A 15,957-nucleotide genomic window follows, 5' to 3' on the forward strand; every position below is an offset into this window, starting at 1 on the left:
GCCAAATCCGGGGTGTCCATCACCGACCTGTGGGCCTGACGCTGACTTCCAGGCCCAATCCTGCACTTATGCGTGGAATTCGCCGGGAATCGTGCGCGTAATTTCACAGAGTTCTAGAAAGTACTTGACGCAACGGAAAGTACTTTCATATAGTTGAGTCAATGCACTTCACGACCCAACGAAAAAAGGTCCACCATGACTTCCCATGACAGCTCCCCATCAGCCGCCGAAGCCCGTGCGCTCCTTGCCACGGCCGAGTCCGTTGGCAGCACCGCCACCAGCGCGGCAGGCTGGCCCACCGCCATGGTCTTCAACTCCTTGGCAATCCTCGGCTCGATGCTCATGATCGGTTTCCAGATCGTGGCCCACACAGGCTATGGCGCCGCGCTCCTGGCCATGACGGTGGGAGCGTGGGCGGCCATCACCGCCATCACGTGGTCGTGGATGCACACCACCACCAAGGCCGGATTCTCCAAGCGCTTCGCTGGCTCGCTCACCGCATACATAGTGCTTTATCTCGCAGCCCTCTTCGTTGGGGTCTTCGTGTTCCCCAACGGAAACCTCGCCTACTACATCACGGCCGCAGTCATCCTCGCTGCCGCCGGTCTGGCCGCGGCCTTCCGGGAATTGCGCGCATGAACCAGCACTCAGCCCAGCCAGAGGAAACACACGCGGAACCTCCCGCCCACCCCCGCCTTGAACTCAGCGAGGTTCTGCACCAGCCCGTCAGGTTTTCCATCGCCGCCGCCCTGTCCAAGACGGAAACCATGGACTTCAAGGACCTGCGCAACACCATCCAAGTGAGTGACTCCGTCCTCAGCAAACAGCTGTCAACGCTGGAAAAGGCTGGGTTCGTGCAAATCAAGAAGGCGTTTGTGGGCAAGTTTCCGCGCACCTCGGTAAAACTCACCCCCGCAGGCCGACAGGCCTGGGAACACCATCTGCAGATTCTGCGTCAGATCGCCGGCTCCTAAACTCAATCATCAACACGAAGAGGCTAGAAACCCATGAATAACCATGTGATCGAGACCGGCTAGAAGACCACCTCGCAAACTACAAAATCCGCACCGTTGGGCCCGTCGATCACGCTGAAGCTGACAGCCGCTTCCAGTCCCCCATGGCAGGAACGACACCCGATCTGCCCGCTGCCAAGGGCAGCACCGTGGTGTAGCCTCGCTGCCCCACGCCGAGAGTCCATGGGCCTGCTTATGCGACAAACCCGGATTGAGTATGACGCAATTCCACATTTTTGTAGCTTCTCCACAAAAGAATGACTCCACACACGCATAAACGCCATGATGTGTGCGGAAAACCGACATAGTCGCGCTAGGCTCTGGAGAGAATAGAAGGAGTCCCGTGTGACCATTTCACAGCCCGCCAGTGTGCATAAGCTGAGCAAAGTCCTGATTGCCAACCGCGGCGAAATCGCTGTCCGCATCATCCGGGCTGCCCGCGACGAAGGCATTGCCTCCGTCGCCGTCTACGCGGAGCCGGACAGGGAAGCACTGCACGTGCGCATGGCCGACGAGGCCTTCGCACTGGGCGGCACCACAGCCGCCGACTCCTACCTTGTCATGGACAAGATTCTCGACGCCGCCCGCCAGTCCGGCGCCGACGCCATCCACCCCGGGTACGGATTCCTCTCGGAGAACGCTGAATTCGCCCAAAAGGTGGTTGATGCCGGGCTGACCTGGATCGGCCCCCCAGCCGCTGCCATTGCCGCCTTGGGCGACAAGGTCCAGGCCCGCCACATCGCCGAGAAGGTGGGCGCCCCCTTGGTCCCTGGAACCAAGAACCCGGTTGAATCCACCCAGGAAGTGCTCGACTTCGCCGACGAATTCGGCCTACCACTGGCCATCAAGGCTGCCTTCGGCGGTGGCGGCCGCGGCATCAAAGTGGTGCGCACCCGCGAAGAAATCCCCGAGCTGTACGAATCCGCTGTGCGTGAAGCCGTCGCCGCCTTTGGCCGTGGCGAGTGCTTTGTGGAGCGCTTCCTTGACGCTCCCCGCCATGTGGAAACCCAGTGCCTGGCAGATGAAGCCGGCAACGTCGTCGTCATCTCCACGCGCGACTGCTCCCTCCAGCGCCGGAACCAGAAACTTGTTGAAGAGGCCCCTGCGCCATTCCTTACCGACGCACAGAACGCCAAGCTCTACGAAGCCTCCAAGGCCATCTTGAAGGAGGCCCATTATGTGGGCGCCGGAACTTGTGAGTTCCTTGTTGCCAACGACGGCACCATCTCCTTCCTCGAGGTCAACACCCGCCTGCAGGTGGAGCACCCTGTCTCGGAGGAAGTCACCGGAATTGACCTGGTTCGCGAACAGTTCAGGCTCGCCCGCGGCGAAGAACTTGGCTACACCGACCCCGAAGTCCGCGGCCACTCCCTCGAGTTCCGCATCAATGGCGAGGATGCCGGCCGCGGCTTCATGCCGGCACCGGGCACTGTCGCCACCCTCGTTTTGCCCACCGGCCCCGGCGTCCGCGTCGACTCCGGCATCACGGCAGGTGAAATCATCGGCGGCAACTTTGACTCCATGCTGGCCAAGCTGATTGTCACCGGCGCCACCCGCGAGCAGGCCATCGCCCGCGCCAACCGGGCCCTGGCCGAGATGGAAATCGGCGGCATGCCCACCGTCCTGCCGTTCCACCGCGCAGTGGTCGCGGACCCCGCCTTCGCACCGGCCAACGGGGCACCATTCACGATCCACACCCGCTGGATCGAAACCGAGTTCAACAACACCATCCCCGCCTTTGACCTATCCCAGGGCGCCCATGCAACGGACGACGCCGGCACCCGCCAAAGCGTCACCGTCGAGGTGGGTGGCAAGCGGCTTGAGGTGACGCTGCCGGGCTCGTTCGCGCTCAGCAATGGTTCTTCCAGCGGCGCGAAGAAGGCCAAGAAGTCCGGCCGCAACCGCAGTTCCGGCCCGGCGGCAGCCAACGGCAATTCGCTCACCTCCCCCATGCAGGGAACCATCGTCAAGGTCGCAGTGGCCGACGGCGACGTTGTCTCCGAAGGTGATCTGATCGTGGTTCTTGAAGCCATGAAGATGGAGCAGCCGCTCACAGCCCACCGGGCAGGTACGGTGACGGGTCTCAGCGCCGCAGCCGGTGACACCGTCTCCGCGGGCGCCGTGCTGGCAACCATCGAAGACTAAAAAGAGCAGGACACCCAAAAGGCGGGTCCCACCGAAGTGGTAGGGTCCGCTTTCTGCTTTGTTTGGGTGTGCAGCAGGCTCTGCACCTGGAGACATTGCAACACCGATCGGCCCAGTGCGGCAGGAAGCCTAGTGACGCTTAATGTTTCATAAGGGTGTGGGGTTCCATGGTGTCCACAAGACCGCTGCGCACACCCAGGACCGCCAACTGCACCCGGTTGTTAACTTTGAGGCGCTTCATGATGCTGGCCAGTTGCGCCTTGATCGTGGCTTCACTCAAATGAAGGGAGCGCCCGATTTCGGCATTAGTGTCTCCCGCAGCCACGGCCGCCAGAAGCTTCGTGCCATGGCTGTTGAGCTCGCTTTCTAATACCAGTCGATCGTGACGCGGGGGCGCGCCTGGGCTCTGCAGCCTGGGAGAGGCCGCGGTCATCGAGAAGATGGCCGCGCCGCGGTGAATCATCCTCAGAGCGGGGCCCAGATCCTCAGTGATCTGAGTTTTTGCCAAATAGCTCACGGCTCCGGCTTGGTAAGCCTGGATCATGGTTTCACGGTCCGTCTCGGAGCAGAGCATGACGATCTTTGTGCGCGGCGACTGCTCAGCAATGCTGCGGATGACGGCGATTCCATCCATCCCGGGAAGTTTCCGTTCCATCAGCACGATGTCCGGGTCCGAAGCAACGACGGCCGCTACGGCTTCCTCCCCCGTCCGGGACACCGCATCCAATCTCACGTAGTCCAGGCCCGCCAAGACGGCTCGAAGACCTTGGTGAAGGAGAAAGTCCCCATCGACCAGATGCACGCGTATCGGTGTGCCGTTCGTCATTTGCACTCTCCTTTGAGGCAATCATCCAGTCCCATAAATGAACGTCAAAAAATATGAGCCATTACACAGCTGGGGAAATTAATTCTTCCGGTGTTGTTCCGCCGTCAGGGAAAGATTGCTCCACTGCTTAGAAACAATTCATAGAACTAAAGTATATAAAAAAATAGACTAGTGAATGCTCAGATTGAACTAACGGCTCAATAATCAGTCCGTTCGGACAGGCGAACCGACGGTGAGACCACCATTTTCCATGAATCATCCGTGAAAATTACGCAGATGGCAGCCAGACGTCTACATTCCACTCGTAACAGTGAGCGACGTCATTGTCTTTGACAACAATTGCCCGACCCTGCAATACGGTCTCGGTCTATAAGTCCATTGCGCGGCTGGAACGCCTCCATTTCTTTGTTATTGTTGCTAATTCGGGCCTCTTAGACTCGATTTAAAGGTCATCACCAAAATACACATCCAGGGGATAAACATGAGTGCAGTACAGAACGAGAATGCTCCAAAGTCCGGTCGCTCCAAGAAGATTTTGTGGCTGACGGCGGGGCTGGTGCTCGTTGGCGGCGGCGCAGCCTTCGCCTACTGGACCGTGGGCGGCGCCGGTACCGGCTCGGCTGCCACCGGCACCACCTCCAACATCCTGCCCGTGCAGACCACCACCGTCACTGACATGCACCCCGGCGACACTGCCCAAGCTCTCAGCGGCAACTTCACCAATGGTGATGAGGGTCCCGTCTACGTTGGCACGGTGACCGCCAGTATCTCCTCCGTCATCAAGGCCGCACCCGGCATCAGCGGCCCCGCCCCGACCGGCACCTGCGACGCTTCGGATTACACCCTTGATGGAGCGGTCATGACTGTAGACGCTGAAGTACCGGTCGGATTCAAGCAGGGCTCGTGGTCTGGTGCCACGATCAAGTTCAACGACAAGCCCACCAACCAAGACGCTTGCAAGGGCGCCATCGTCAACCTGGCCTACACCATCGGCTAAGTGAACTGGCTCAACGCAGTCAAGACTGTCGAGACAATCGACACAGTCAGCTAGTACAGGTGCCTGCCCATCCCGGTTGCGGGATGGGCAGCGCTTGCACGCGGTGGAAGAGAGGCAGGATGCGCAGTGAATCGATTGACGGTGTTCTGCAAGCGCGAGAGGTGGAGGAACAACCGCTGCATCCCCAGCGCCGCATTCCTCGCGCTCCTCGCGTTTCTGCTCACCGCTGCCAGCAACCCCCCGCTTCCGGAACTGCTCGGCTCGAGCCCGGCCACATTCCGGATCGAAGGCGAGGTCCGCTCCATGCCTGCCGGATCCTCCGCCACGCCGCTATGCCAGGGTCCCGTGGCCGTGCTGGTGCCCGGGATAACCCGGTGCGTTGTCTACCGGGTCCACAACTCGATGGATCAAGCAATCACGGTCAAGACAATCACCATGGCACTTGACCCGGCCTACCCTTCCCCTCCGTCGGGCTGCACCGCCGAGAAACTGCTCCTGCCAAGCTTCTCCGGCACCTTGCAGGTGCCAGCCGGTGGCCACAGTGAAACCCCCGGACTGCCGATCCAGCTCAAGAACACCCCGAGCAACCAGGACGACTGCCAACAAAAGACACTGAACTTCACGTTCTCCGGGACGGCGACTTATGCAAACCAGATTGGTCCAGCACCCGAGCAGGAACTCCCGACAACCGGCGCAGCCCTCGGCGGGTTCCTCCTCGGCGCCGGCGTCCTGGGCTCGGCCGGCTGGATGCTGCTCGCAGCGGCCAGACGCCGCCGAGCCAAGGCCTGCTCATGAACCGCCTCGTCGCAGTGCGGCGCACCGCACTCCTGACAGCAGCATGCGTCCTAGCTCTGGTCTGCGGGCTTTTCTCCACCCCTGCCCTGGCCTACTTCACCTCAGGCGGGGCAGGGACGGGAACCACAGCCAGTGGCACCCTGCAGTCCTTGATTATCCTTCCGGCCACCACCGGAACCCCCACGGTGCCGCTTCAGCCGGGAGCGCGCGGTGACCTGATCCTGCAGGTCACCAATCCCAACACCTACGCGGTGACGCTGGTACGCGTCTCACAAGGTGGACCAGTCAGCGTTCAAGGCGGCGTCGAGTGCACCAGCGATCCGGGATGGCCCTCAACCTTGGGCAACTCCGGTGTCAGCATCCCGGCAACCATAACGCTGAATATTTCACTGCCCGGCGGATCGAGCCAAGTGCTCCATCTGCCAGCGGCGTCCGCGATGGGCACTTCGTCTGCCGCTGACTGCCAGGGCGCCAGCTTCAACATCCCCGTCACTGTCGAGGCCCAGCAATGAAGGCGGCCCCAAACCATGCCCGGCCGCCCCGCCACAGATTCCGGCGTGCAGTGACTGTTGCTGCCCTGCTGGGCGCCGCGCTCGGGCTTGCCGCCCCCGCCTACAGCTACTGGAGCGCCACCTCCACAGGCTCCGCCGCCCGCTCGGACGCCGCCACGCTGCCCGCACCGACCCTCACGGCAACAACGGTAACCGCCACGAGCACAACACTCGCCTGGACCCAGCCCTTCCAACCCACCAGCTACGACCTGGCCCAATCACCAGCCACCCTTACAGGCTGCCCGGCACACCCCGGGACCAGTACCACCGTCTGCACCGCGTCCGGGTTGACCCCGAACACCGCCTACACCTTCTCCCTCTCAGCGGCCATGTACAACTGGCGCAGCCCTGCCACCCTCACCACCACCACACCCAAACAAGCCACCACCACCACCATCACCGGCACCACCCCGCAATCCGGGCCCGCCGGAACCAACTTCACCGCAACTGCAAACGTCAGCGGAAACTCAGGCTACGGCTCCCCCGCAGGCACCCTAACCTTCAGCCTCTACACCACCACCAACTGCTCAGGCCAGCCGGCCCTCACCACACCACCCCAGCCCGTCAGCAACAAAACAGCCACCGGATCCCTGCAACCACCCATCGGGACCTACTATTGGCAAACCACGTACACCCCCACCGACACCTACAACACCCCCAGCACCAGTGCGTGCAGCACAGCAATAACGGTAGCCCCGCCCGGCACCCCTCCCGCGGTGGCAGTCGGCACATCCCCCGTGGGGGTCGTGGTATCTCCGGACGGGACACGCGCGTACGTCGCAAACTTCAGTCTGGGCACCGTGTCCGTGATTGCCACGGCCAGCAACACGGTGTCAGCCATTGCGGTCGGGGGGAACCCCTATGAGGTGGCCCTGTCGCCTGACGGGAAGTACCTTTACGTCACTAGGCCTTATGTCAATACTGTGGTTGTGGTCGATACAGCTACTAACTTGATAGTCAAGAACATCACAACCGGAGCCTATCCGTGGGGGTTGGCCGTGACGCCGGATGGGGCCCATGTCTACGTCGCCAACTACCGTTCGAACTCGGTGTCGGTGATCGCCACGGCCACCAACACGGTCTCTGCCACCATCCCCGTCGGGGTTTACCCGGACGCGGTTGTTGTGACGCCGGATGGGGCCTATGTATATGTCACCAACGCTGGCGATGACACGGTGTCGGTGATTGCCACGGCCACCAATACGGTTTCGGCCATCATCCCGTTCGTGCGCGGGGCCGCCCCCTCCTCGGCGGCGGTCTCCCCCGACGGGGCACATGTGTACGTCGCCACCACGAGTCCGAATGCGGTGAACGTGATTGAAACGGCCACCAATGCGATCTCGGCAACCATCGCCGTCGGGACCGCCCCGTCCTCGGTGGCTGTTTCCCCCGACGGGGAACACCTCTACGTCGCCAATTCTGTTTCGAACACGGTGTCAGTGGTTGATGTGGCCACCAAAAAGGTGTCGGCGACCATCCCCGTCGGGCTGAGGCCGATGGGAGTGGCGGTGTCACCAAATGGAGCACACGTCTACGTCACTAACGAAAATTCGTACACGGTGTCCGTGATAACTGTGCCGGCCTTGCCTGCAGGGACAATTACCGCCGCATAGGCAGGGGCCGTCTCTTCATTCACAATTTCGGCCGCGAACGTCACCTCCTTCGCCGCCAAGTAAGGGCGCGTCTGGCCAGGGTACCCTGCCCCCGTCAGCGTGAATGCCCAGGTGGGTGTCAAACGGCTTGGGGCGGGACTTGAGGGAATCTTTAATTGGCGGGCAAATCTTAAGCGAATTTCAGGCTCTATCTTTGGCTGAGGTTAAGCATTGAGGTACAGAGTTGGAATCAATCGAACCTGAACAGCAAATGGAGCATTAAAGTGACTGCACATATCCAAGACCGCATGGAGTCCGACTACCTGTCCGTTCTTCAGCAAGAGGAGCATCAGCACGAGACGAACCGGACAACCATCGCCTGCGTGATTCCCGCATACAACGAAGAGGCCAGCATCGCGGAGGTTCTGCAGGCCCTGCTGATGCAGACCCGCCTGCCAGACGTCATCCACGTCGTCGTCAACAACTCCACCGATGAAACCTTTTACGTGGCCCGCGAATTCGCCGGGCCCCACCAGAACGTTTACCAGGACACCATGTACCGCACTGAGGTGTTTGTCCATGACATTGGGACGAACAAGGACAAAAAGGTCGGTGCCTTGAACTACGGCTTCACGCAGGTTTGCGATGACTACGACTACTTTCTGGGCGTGGACGGGGACACGGTCGCTGACCGCCATGCTGTTGCGCAACTGGAAGAGGAAATCCTCAGTGACCCTCGCATTGGTGGGATTTCCGCGATCTACACCGTCGCGGAACCCCAGACGCGTGGTTTCACGGCCAAGTTTCTCACCGCCGGCCAACGCGCCCAGTTCGCTGCGTTCAACATGGACAACCTTCTGCGCGGCAGGAACATGGCCGTGCTGGGCGGGCAGTGCTCCCTGTTGTCGATGGAGGCGTTGAAAAATGTCATGATCGACAACCGACAGTCCACACCTTGGGTCAAGGACTCCGAAGTGGAAGATTCACTGTTGTCGCTTCAGATCAAGAACCTCGGATATGCCACGAAAATCTCTGCCCGCGCCCGCGCTTCAGTGGGTGGCATGAACACACTGCGGGCCTTGGACGGCCAGCAGGTCAAATGGAATTACGGGGCCATCGATCTGATGTGGCCCGGGCAGCGCAGCAACACCCCGGGCCAACCCCTCCACCCGAACCTGAGGCTGCGGTGGAGTGAGAACGCCTCGATGGTCATCAACATCCTGACCCGCATATCCTTCATCACACTTCTGGCTGCGTCACTGAGCATCCACGCATATGTCTTTTATCCGTTGTGGCTGATCCCACCGATTGTTGCCGTGATTTTGAACCTCCGCATTGCAGTGTCGATCCAGGGCAAAACAGGAAAGGACATCGCGTTCGCACTTGTGGCGCTGCCGGCAGAAATATACCTGTGGCTTCGGATGGGACATTTCGTGCGGGCTTGGGCAAAGTTCTTCACTGGAGCCCAAACGGACAACTGGGCCGCTCAGGCGCAAGCAGAACGTGGTTCCGGCAGTGCGTACCTGATGCCCGTTGTGGTTTTCGTGGTGGTCAGCGCCGGCATGGTGTTCGCCTGGCTGCAGCTTCCTGTCAGCATCCAGTCCGGGATCCTTTCAATTGGGTGGCCCGTGCTGTACATCACCACCATGGTGCAGACGGCATTCATGCTCCGCAAGACCCTCCGCAACCACCACGGATTCCACGTATGAGCCCGGCGTCGCACCGGCTCAGCCGGCAGGAATCCATGCGCTCCGGCGCCCAAGAAGAGCTACAGACACAGCCCACCGCCACCGCCCGTGCTTCCCGCGGTTCCGCTCGGCACTCCGGCAAGGACAACAAGATGACCCCCTCAACCAGCTCACACCGCCTGCTCACCAGGACCACATTCAGCGCCATCGCGCTGGCGACTGTCCTGGCCATCTCCGGCTGCTCCGTTCCGGGGTTGCCCGGCGCCACAGGCGCCCCCTCTGTTCAGAAAGCCGCCCTCGTCCAACGTGCTGCCCCGACAGCGAGCGGCAGTCCAGCAGCGTCCACTGCACCGGCAGCGAAAAGCAGCACCGAAACGCCAGCACCGAAGGCACCGGCTTGGGTTCCCGTCAGCGGGGACTTGAGTCGGGGATCCGTCACCCATACTTTGGGAGCTGCGTCCCGGCACCTCATCATCAATTACTGGATGAGCGACAATCCGGCCGCGTTGACACCTGATGACGCACCAATAATCCGTCTGAGCGCCCATCTGGACGGCTCCACGAACGGAGGAGCCATTGAGGTCACCAGGTTCAACGCCACCGCCCTCGGGAAGGTTCTTGCCAACGACACCGGCAATTTCGCCGCTGAGCCGCCGTATTCCTACTCCTCCGGAGTGGTACTCCCGGCCAATCCCATCGCACACAGCACCCAAATCATCTTCACTTTTGACCTGCTCACCGAAACAGCTCCGGGTACCGGCGTTTTCACCCGTCAAACCATTTTGGACACCGTGACAGTCGGCTACGCCCTTCCGGGCACAGCGTCACGGAACTGACACAGTGGACACGATGAATGAGCAGTTGACAGCAGTCGTCATGGAAACCGATCCTGAACTGCGGGAACTCCTGACTGCGCTGCTGGAAGGGAGCGGCTACCGTGTCCACGCCTCGTCGACGGCACGCGAGGGCATTCAGCTCGCACGGAAGCACCAGCCTGACCTCGTAACGACGGAGCTCCACCTGCCCGGCATGGACGGTTTGGAAGCCACCCGGCAGATTCGGGCATTCAGCGACACCTACATCCTCATTATCAGCACAAGCCACGATCAACTCGACGTGTGTCTGGTGTTAGAGGCAGGGGCCGATGCTTACATCGCCAAACCCTTCAGCCCCCGCATCCTCCAGGCCAGGGTGGATGCCCTGCAACGTCGGCCGCGGAACAAATTTCCAGCGGCTCGGCCCACCCAAGGGAACGTCCTCCACCATGGCGGCGTGGCTCAGCACATCCCAGCCTCATGAGCCGCAACCCATGAGTGGAAACGGCTACGAGAAGAACAAGGCCCCAGGCCGGAGCCCGCAGCAGGCTCTCCGGGACTCAGCGTCGGAATTTCTTCTCACCTGGGTGGACGGGGACGGGCGCGTGGTGCGAAGCGACCAGGGCAATGACACCGTCAGCGAAGGCCAGGCATACGGCATGCTCATTGCCGCAGCCGTGGGCGATGAACAAACCTTCCAAAAAATCTGGGACTGGACACGGGCCCATCTGATGCGAGGTGACAGGCTCCTTGCCTGGCATTGGGGCAACGGTGCAGTCGTGGATTCATCTCCCGCTAGCGATGCCGACCTGGACGCTGCCCGTGCACTGACAGTGGCAGGAACCATCTTCGGACGCACCGACTTCGCCGCGGACGGACGGATCTTGGCCGGGCAGATCATGAACAAGCTCACCGCCATGACAGTGCACGGACGGATTCTGCTGCTTGGTCCGTGGCCTGACCAGCAAGGGTGCCGGTGCGCATGGGCGAATCCTGCCTTCCCGCAGATGTTGCCATGGCCGCGAACAGTGCCGCCACCCTTGCGGCCAGCCTGCACGGAAGCCCGCTGAACCTGAACGATCCAGCACTGTCCGCCGAGCAACACCCCCATCTTCCATGTCGCCTTGGCTGCCGCACTGGCAGCAGCAAACGACCCTGCCGGAGCACACACCAACCTTGACCGGGCGGAAACGCTCAACATAGCCCACCCCACCTACGACGGTGCAGCCTGGACAGCACTGGGCCGGATTTACCTCGATTCGCCCGTCCACGGCGGAGGCCCCGCCCTCCGGCCCTGAGTCCGCACACTCAACGCCACCGGCGGCCGGTACCGAAGGCTGAAAAATAAGTAAAAGGCAGGTCCCACCGGAGAGGGTGGGACCTGCCTTTTACCGTCAAGAGAGGGTCAGCTCATGTTCGACGTGTAGTCGAGGTCGCGGGTTTCCTTCAGGATCAGCAGCGCAATCAAGGTCAGCACAGCCATGGCGGAGAGGTAGATTCCCACCAGTACCGGACTGCCATTAGCGGACTGCCACAGCGCCACCGCGATGAACGGGGCCACGGCTGCACCGAGAATGCTGGCCATGTTGTAGCTGATGGCCGAGCCGGTGTACCGCACGTTCGTGGGGAACATTTCCGGTAGGAGCGCACCCATGGGGCCAAAGGTGAGGCCCATGAGCGTGAAGCCCAGGATCAGCAGCGTCATCACGCCTGCGGTGCCTGCACCGAACAAGGGCACGAACGTGAAACCAAAGACGATGATGCCGGAGGTGACCCACAGCAGCATCTTGCGGCGGCCGTACTTTTCCGCCAGCGGCCCGGAGACCAGGGTGAAGATGCCGAAGAAGACCACGCCGATGATGAGCATGATCAGGAACTCGTTGCGGGTGAATCCGAGCCCTGGAACCCATGAGGCGATGGAGTCCGCGGACATGGGCTTGCCGGCGGCTGCCGCTTTGGCCTTGGCTGCTTCCAGCGTTGCCGGTGTGGTGCCGTACGACAGCGTGAAGGTCGTCATCAGGTAGAACAGCACGTAGGTGGCCAGCATGACGAACGTGCCCAGGATCAGCGGACGCCAGCTGGTCTTGAAGACGCGGCCCACCGGCAATTTCGACACTTCGCCTTCATCGATCACCTTTTGGAAGGCGGGCGTTTCCACCAGCTTGAGGCGGACCCACAGGCCAATGATGACCATGACGGCACTGAGCAGGAACGGAATGCGCCAACCCCATGCCATGAACTGCTCGGACGTCAACGCAAAACTTATCCAGAGGAACAGTCCATTGGCCAAAATGAAGCCGATCGGAGCGCCCATCTGCGGGAACGTTCCCCAAATGGCGCGTTTTCCTGCAGGAGCGTTTTCGGTGGCGAGCAGCGCGGCGCCGCTCCATTCCCCACCCAGCGCGAGGCCCTGCAGGAAGCGCAGGACGACGAGCATCGCGGGGGCCAAGATGGTCCAGCCGGGCACCAGCGCCGTGGGCAGGCAACCGATCAGGAACGTGGCGATGCCCATGGTCATGAGCGACGCTACGAGGGTTCCCTTACGGCCGATCTTGTCACCGAAGTGGCCAAACACCACCGAGCCCAGGGGCCGGGCAATAAAGGCCACGCCAAAGACGGCGAAGGAACTCAGCAAGGCAACGGAACCTGTGGCGTTCGGGAAGAACAGCGCCGGGAACACCAGCACCGCGGCTGTCGCGTATACGTAGAAATCATAGAACTCGATGGTGGTGCCAATGAGGCTTGCCACAATCACGCGGCCCTTGCTATTGGCTGGCGGGTTCTCCACTATCCCAGCTTTGTGGGGAGTACTCATGAGGCAGCTTTCTCTTGCGCCGCACCGCAGCCAAGGACGGCTGCACGGCTATTTCTTCGTGATGTCAGACCACCAACAATAGCGAATCTGTCCACCTAATGGACAGCTGTTGTCAATATGTGGACATCCCACCTCTTGCCCGCCGCTGTTTTGGGCATAAACGTACGACGGCGGGAGGTGCCTCCCAGCGAGGGGCACCTCCCGCCGTCGTGCGGGGAAATCAATCAGTTTGGCTACCGTCACCAAACGTCGCCGCGAATTACAGCTCCTGCGAAACTTCTTCCAGAACCTGGTCTTCTTTTTCTTCAGGGTGGCGGGAGAGGTTCCACAGGGCCAGGCCCAAGCCGCCCCACACCGTCAGCAAGGCAATGATCATCATGGTGATGGCTACCGGGGTCATGCGTTCACCTCAATCTTGTTGTTGTCGATGTCGCCCTCAAGAACTTCGGCGGCGTTGAACTCTTCATACTCGGGATCATTGAGTTTGGATTTCTCACCCCACGGAATCAAGGAGAGCAGCAGTGCTCCCACTATCAGAGCAGCGGCCATGCCCCAGCCGAAGACACCGTTGAACCATGCCGGATAACCGGAATACTGTTCTGCGCTCTTGAGCTGAAGCTCGCTGATGAGCATGTAGCCCAGGGCCACCGGCACAACGCCGCCGACCAGGACGCGCCACACCACGCCCATCTTGATGGTGGAGGTCTTGTTGACGTGCCGCTGCAGGCGCGGGAGGCTGCCAAGCCCGGCCGTGACCACAATGACCGTGACAAGGGCGCAGGCCAGGATGCCGAACTGGTTCACGAACGCGTCCGAGGTGTCCAGCAGCTGAATGCCGGTGGTGGTCGGGAACAGGATCAGCGAAATCAGCGCAATGGGGATCGTGACCACCAGCGTGGCTGCCTTGCGGCTCCACCCCAATTTGTCCTGGAATGCGGCCACGATGACTTCAAGGATGGAGACCAGCGAGGTCAGCCCGGCAAACACCAGGGAGCCGAAGAACAGCACGCCAAGCACAGCACCGAAGGGCGCTTCGGAGACGATGGTCGGGAACGCCACGAAGGCCAGCCCAATGCCGCCGGAGGCAACATCCTCCACAGCCTGTCCGGAGGCCACGGACATGAAACCGAGAGCCGCGAAAACACCGATGCCGGCGAGCAGTTCGAAGCCGGAGTTGGCGAAGGCAACAACCATGCCCGATCCGGTCAGGTCGGTCTTGCGCTTCAAGTAGGAGGAGTAGGTGACCATGATGCCGAAGGCCACGGAGAGGGAGAAGAAGACGTGGCCGAAGGCAGCAGCCCACACGGAGGGATCCTGCAGGGAGGCCCAGTTGGGGGTGAAGAACGCGTTCAAGCCCACCATGGCACCCTTCAGGAACAGCGACTGCACCACGAGGATCACGAACATGGCAATCAGCAGCGGAAGGAATATGGCATTGGCCCGTGAAATGCCCTTGTTCACGCCGGCTACCATGATCACAATGACCACGATCCATACTGCCAGCATCGGGAAGAAGACCTTGGCGACGAAGTCAAAGGACAGCCCCGCCTGGTCGGCGGACTTCAGGAAGTTGTTGAAGAAGAAGCCCTCCGCGTCATCCCCCCAGGCCTTCGTCAGAGAGAACCACGTATACATGGCGGCCCAGGCGATGATAGCGGCATAGTAGACGGCGATGACGAAGCAGATCAACACCTGCCACCAGCCAATCGGTTCGGCTGCGCGGTGCAGGCGCCGGTAGGACAGCGGGGCCGAGCCGCGGAAGCGGTGGCCAATGGAATAGTCCAGGAAGAGCAGCGGGATGCCGGCGCACAGCAGCGCAACCAGGTACGGGATCAGGAAGGCGCCGCCGCCGTTTTCATAGGCGACGTACGGGAAACGCCAAATGTTGCCCAGGCCAACGGCGGAGCCGATGGCTGAGAGGATGAAGAGTCTTCGCGAGGAGAATGTCTCTCGACGGGCCGGGGCAGCTGTTCCGCCCCGGCCTGCGGGTGATTTTGTCATGAGCCTACATTAGCGAAACTGTCCACCTGTTGGACAACCGGCGCCATTATGTGGACGGCCAGCCTACATGTGGACGTGCAACCTGCGGGCAGCTTCCGAAATGGAACCTGACAGGGACGGGTACACCGTGAACGTGTTCGCAACGTCATCCACGTGCAGGTTCTGCGCCACGGCCAAGGCGATCGGGAAAATCAGCTCACAGGCACCAGTTCCCACCACCACGCCGCCAATGACAGTACCGGTGCCCTTGCGGGCGATGATCTTGATGAAACCGTCGTCCACGTTGCGCATCTTGGCACGGGCGTTGGTCTTCAGCGACAGCTTGACTACGTCGCCTTGGCACCTGCCGGAGGCAATGTCGGCTTCAGAAACGCCCACCGAGGCAATTTCCGGGGACGTGAAGATATTGGAAGAAACCTTGTTCAGCTTCAGCGGTGACACACCGTCCCCGCCCAAGTGGGCAACGGCGATGCGACCCTGCATGGCGGCGACGGAAGCCAACGCAAACACACCGGTGCAGTCGCCCGCTGCGTACACGTTGGGCGCGCTGGTGCGGGAGACGCCGTCGACCTTGATGTGGCCGCTGCGGGTGACCTCAACGCCCGCCGCTTCTAGGCCGATGTCGGTCGTGTTCGGGATGGATCCCACGCACACCAGGCAGTGCGAGCCGGTGACGGTGCTGCCGTCCCCCAAGGTGACGATCACGCCGTCGTCCGTGC

At 61.3% G+C, this 15,957-nt stretch carries 17 protein-coding genes; 12 read left to right on the forward strand and 5 right to left on the reverse strand.

Annotated elements, in window-relative coordinates; genetic code table 11:
- Positions 1–195: 195 nt before the first annotated feature.
- From Q4P21_RS10160 to Q4P21_RS10170, 3 genes are all read left to right on the forward strand, one after another.
- Complete coding sequence (locus Q4P21_RS10160) at positions 196–639, forward strand: hypothetical protein (protein ID WP_303388659.1); 444 nt, start codon at positions 196–198, stop codon at positions 637–639.
- Positions 636–974, forward strand: coding sequence for a transcriptional regulator (locus Q4P21_RS10165; RefSeq protein WP_303388660.1), 339 nt, complete (start codon positions 636–638; stop codon positions 972–974). Before Q4P21_RS10160 ends, Q4P21_RS10165 begins: the two co-directional genes overlap by 4 nt.
- Positions 975–1,358: 384 nt before the next feature.
- Entirely contained in the window at positions 1,359–3,158 is a 1,800-nt protein-coding gene (locus tag Q4P21_RS10170; protein WP_303388661.1) for a biotin carboxylase N-terminal domain-containing protein, read from the forward strand.
- 139 nt (positions 3,159–3,297) lie between these two features.
- On the opposite strand, the gene Q4P21_RS10175 is transcribed toward Q4P21_RS10170, so the two are convergent.
- Entirely contained in the window at positions 3,298–3,984 is a 687-nt protein-coding gene (locus Q4P21_RS10175) for a response regulator transcription factor (protein ID WP_303388662.1), read from the reverse strand.
- Positions 3,985–4,465: 481 nt separating this feature from the next.
- Here Q4P21_RS10175 and Q4P21_RS10180 point away from each other — a divergent pair, with 481 nt between their 5' ends.
- The 9 genes from Q4P21_RS10180 (at position 4,466) to Q4P21_RS10220 (ending at position 11,720) form a co-directional block, all read left to right on the forward strand.
- Entirely contained in the window at positions 4,466–4,981 is a 516-nt protein-coding gene (locus Q4P21_RS10180; protein ID WP_303388663.1) for a hypothetical protein, read from the forward strand.
- Between the two features lie 126 nt (positions 4,982–5,107).
- A complete protein-coding gene (locus Q4P21_RS10185) occupies positions 5,108–5,776 on the forward strand; it encodes a hypothetical protein (RefSeq protein ID WP_303388664.1) in 669 nt (222 codons plus the stop codon).
- On the forward strand, positions 5,773–6,288 hold the full coding sequence (locus Q4P21_RS10190; protein ID WP_303388665.1) for a hypothetical protein: 516 nt from the start codon (positions 5,773–5,775) through the stop codon (positions 6,286–6,288). Before Q4P21_RS10185 ends, Q4P21_RS10190 begins: the two co-directional genes overlap by 4 nt.
- Before the next feature lie 50 nt (positions 6,289–6,338).
- Positions 6,339–7,940 carry a beta-propeller fold lactonase family protein gene (locus tag Q4P21_RS10195; RefSeq protein ID WP_303388666.1) on the forward strand — a complete coding sequence of 534 codons (1,602 nt, stop codon included), beginning with the start codon at positions 6,339–6,341 and terminating at the stop codon, positions 7,938–7,940.
- 263 nt (positions 7,941–8,203) lie between these two features.
- Complete coding sequence (locus Q4P21_RS10200) at positions 8,204–9,628, forward strand: glycosyltransferase (RefSeq protein ID WP_303388667.1); 1,425 nt, start codon at positions 8,204–8,206, stop codon at positions 9,626–9,628.
- The gene (locus tag Q4P21_RS10205) at positions 9,625–10,443 is read left to right on the forward strand and encodes a hypothetical protein (RefSeq protein ID WP_303388668.1); all 819 of its coding nucleotides are present in this window, start codon (positions 9,625–9,627) and stop codon (positions 10,441–10,443) included. Before Q4P21_RS10200 ends, Q4P21_RS10205 begins: the two co-directional genes overlap by 4 nt.
- Positions 10,444–10,456: 13 nt before the next feature.
- The gene (locus Q4P21_RS10210) at positions 10,457–10,906 is read left to right on the forward strand and encodes a response regulator transcription factor (protein WP_303388669.1); all 450 of its coding nucleotides are present in this window, start codon (positions 10,457–10,459) and stop codon (positions 10,904–10,906) included.
- A 10-nt stretch (positions 10,907–10,916) separates the two neighbouring features.
- Positions 10,917–11,492, forward strand: coding sequence for a glycosyl hydrolase family 8 (locus Q4P21_RS10215; protein ID WP_303388670.1), 576 nt, complete (start codon positions 10,917–10,919; stop codon positions 11,490–11,492).
- Positions 11,493–11,546: 54 nt separating this feature from the next.
- The gene (locus Q4P21_RS10220; protein ID WP_303388671.1) at positions 11,547–11,720 is read left to right on the forward strand and encodes a hypothetical protein; all 174 of its coding nucleotides are present in this window, start codon (positions 11,547–11,549) and stop codon (positions 11,718–11,720) included.
- A 107-nt stretch (positions 11,721–11,827) separates the two neighbouring features.
- Here the strand turns inward: Q4P21_RS10220 and Q4P21_RS10225 are convergent, their stop codons facing one another.
- From Q4P21_RS10225 to Q4P21_RS10240, 4 genes are all read right to left on the reverse strand, one after another.
- On the reverse strand, positions 11,828–13,237 hold the full coding sequence (locus Q4P21_RS10225; protein WP_303388672.1) for an MFS transporter: 1,410 nt from the start codon (positions 13,235–13,237) through the stop codon (positions 11,828–11,830).
- Between the two features lie 259 nt (positions 13,238–13,496).
- Positions 13,497–13,637 carry a methionine/alanine import family NSS transporter small subunit gene (locus Q4P21_RS10230; RefSeq protein ID WP_207346164.1) on the reverse strand — a complete coding sequence of 47 codons (141 nt, stop codon included), beginning with the start codon at positions 13,635–13,637 and terminating at the stop codon, positions 13,497–13,499.
- A complete protein-coding gene (locus Q4P21_RS10235) occupies positions 13,634–15,238 on the reverse strand; it encodes a sodium-dependent transporter (protein ID WP_303388673.1) in 1,605 nt (534 codons plus the stop codon). Before Q4P21_RS10235 ends, Q4P21_RS10230 begins: the two co-directional genes overlap by 4 nt.
- Positions 15,239–15,301: 63 nt before the next feature.
- A partial coding sequence (locus Q4P21_RS10240) for an FAD-dependent oxidoreductase (protein WP_303388674.1) occupies positions 15,302–15,957 on the reverse strand: 656 nt, incomplete at its 5' end.

It is taken from the genome of Arthrobacter sp., from assembly GCF_030540645.1.
In the GTDB taxonomy this organism is placed as follows: Bacteria; Actinomycetota; Actinomycetes; order Actinomycetales; family Micrococcaceae; genus Specibacter.

Bases quoted from the DNA above. Each gene is read 5' to 3' on its own strand.
- Q4P21_RS10160 (WP_303388659.1), top strand. From the start codon at position 196: ATGACTTCCCATGACAGCTCCCCATCAGCCGCCGAAGCCCGTGCGCTC.
- Q4P21_RS10165 (WP_303388660.1), top strand. From the start codon at position 636: ATGAACCAGCACTCAGCCCAGCCAGAGGAAACACACGCGGAACCTCCC.
- Q4P21_RS10175 (WP_303388662.1), bottom strand. From the start codon at position 3,984: ATGACGAACGGCACACCGATACGCGTGCATCTGGTCGATGGGGACTTT.
- Q4P21_RS10180 (WP_303388663.1), top strand. From the start codon at position 4,466: ATGAGTGCAGTACAGAACGAGAATGCTCCAAAGTCCGGTCGCTCCAAG.
- Q4P21_RS10190 (WP_303388665.1), top strand. From the start codon at position 5,773: ATGAACCGCCTCGTCGCAGTGCGGCGCACCGCACTCCTGACAGCAGCA.
- Q4P21_RS10205 (WP_303388668.1), top strand. From the start codon at position 9,625: ATGAGCCCGGCGTCGCACCGGCTCAGCCGGCAGGAATCCATGCGCTCC.
- Q4P21_RS10210 (WP_303388669.1), top strand. From the start codon at position 10,457: ATGAATGAGCAGTTGACAGCAGTCGTCATGGAAACCGATCCTGAACTG.
- Q4P21_RS10215 (WP_303388670.1), top strand. From the start codon at position 10,917: ATGAGTGGAAACGGCTACGAGAAGAACAAGGCCCCAGGCCGGAGCCCG.
- Q4P21_RS10225 (WP_303388672.1), bottom strand. From the start codon at position 13,237: ATGAGTACTCCCCACAAAGCTGGGATAGTGGAGAACCCGCCAGCCAAT.
- Q4P21_RS10230 (WP_207346164.1), bottom strand. From the start codon at position 13,637: ATGACCCCGGTAGCCATCACCATGATGATCATTGCCTTGCTGACGGTG.
- Q4P21_RS10235 (WP_303388673.1), bottom strand. From the start codon at position 15,238: ATGACAAAATCACCCGCAGGCCGGGGCGGAACAGCTGCCCCGGCCCGT.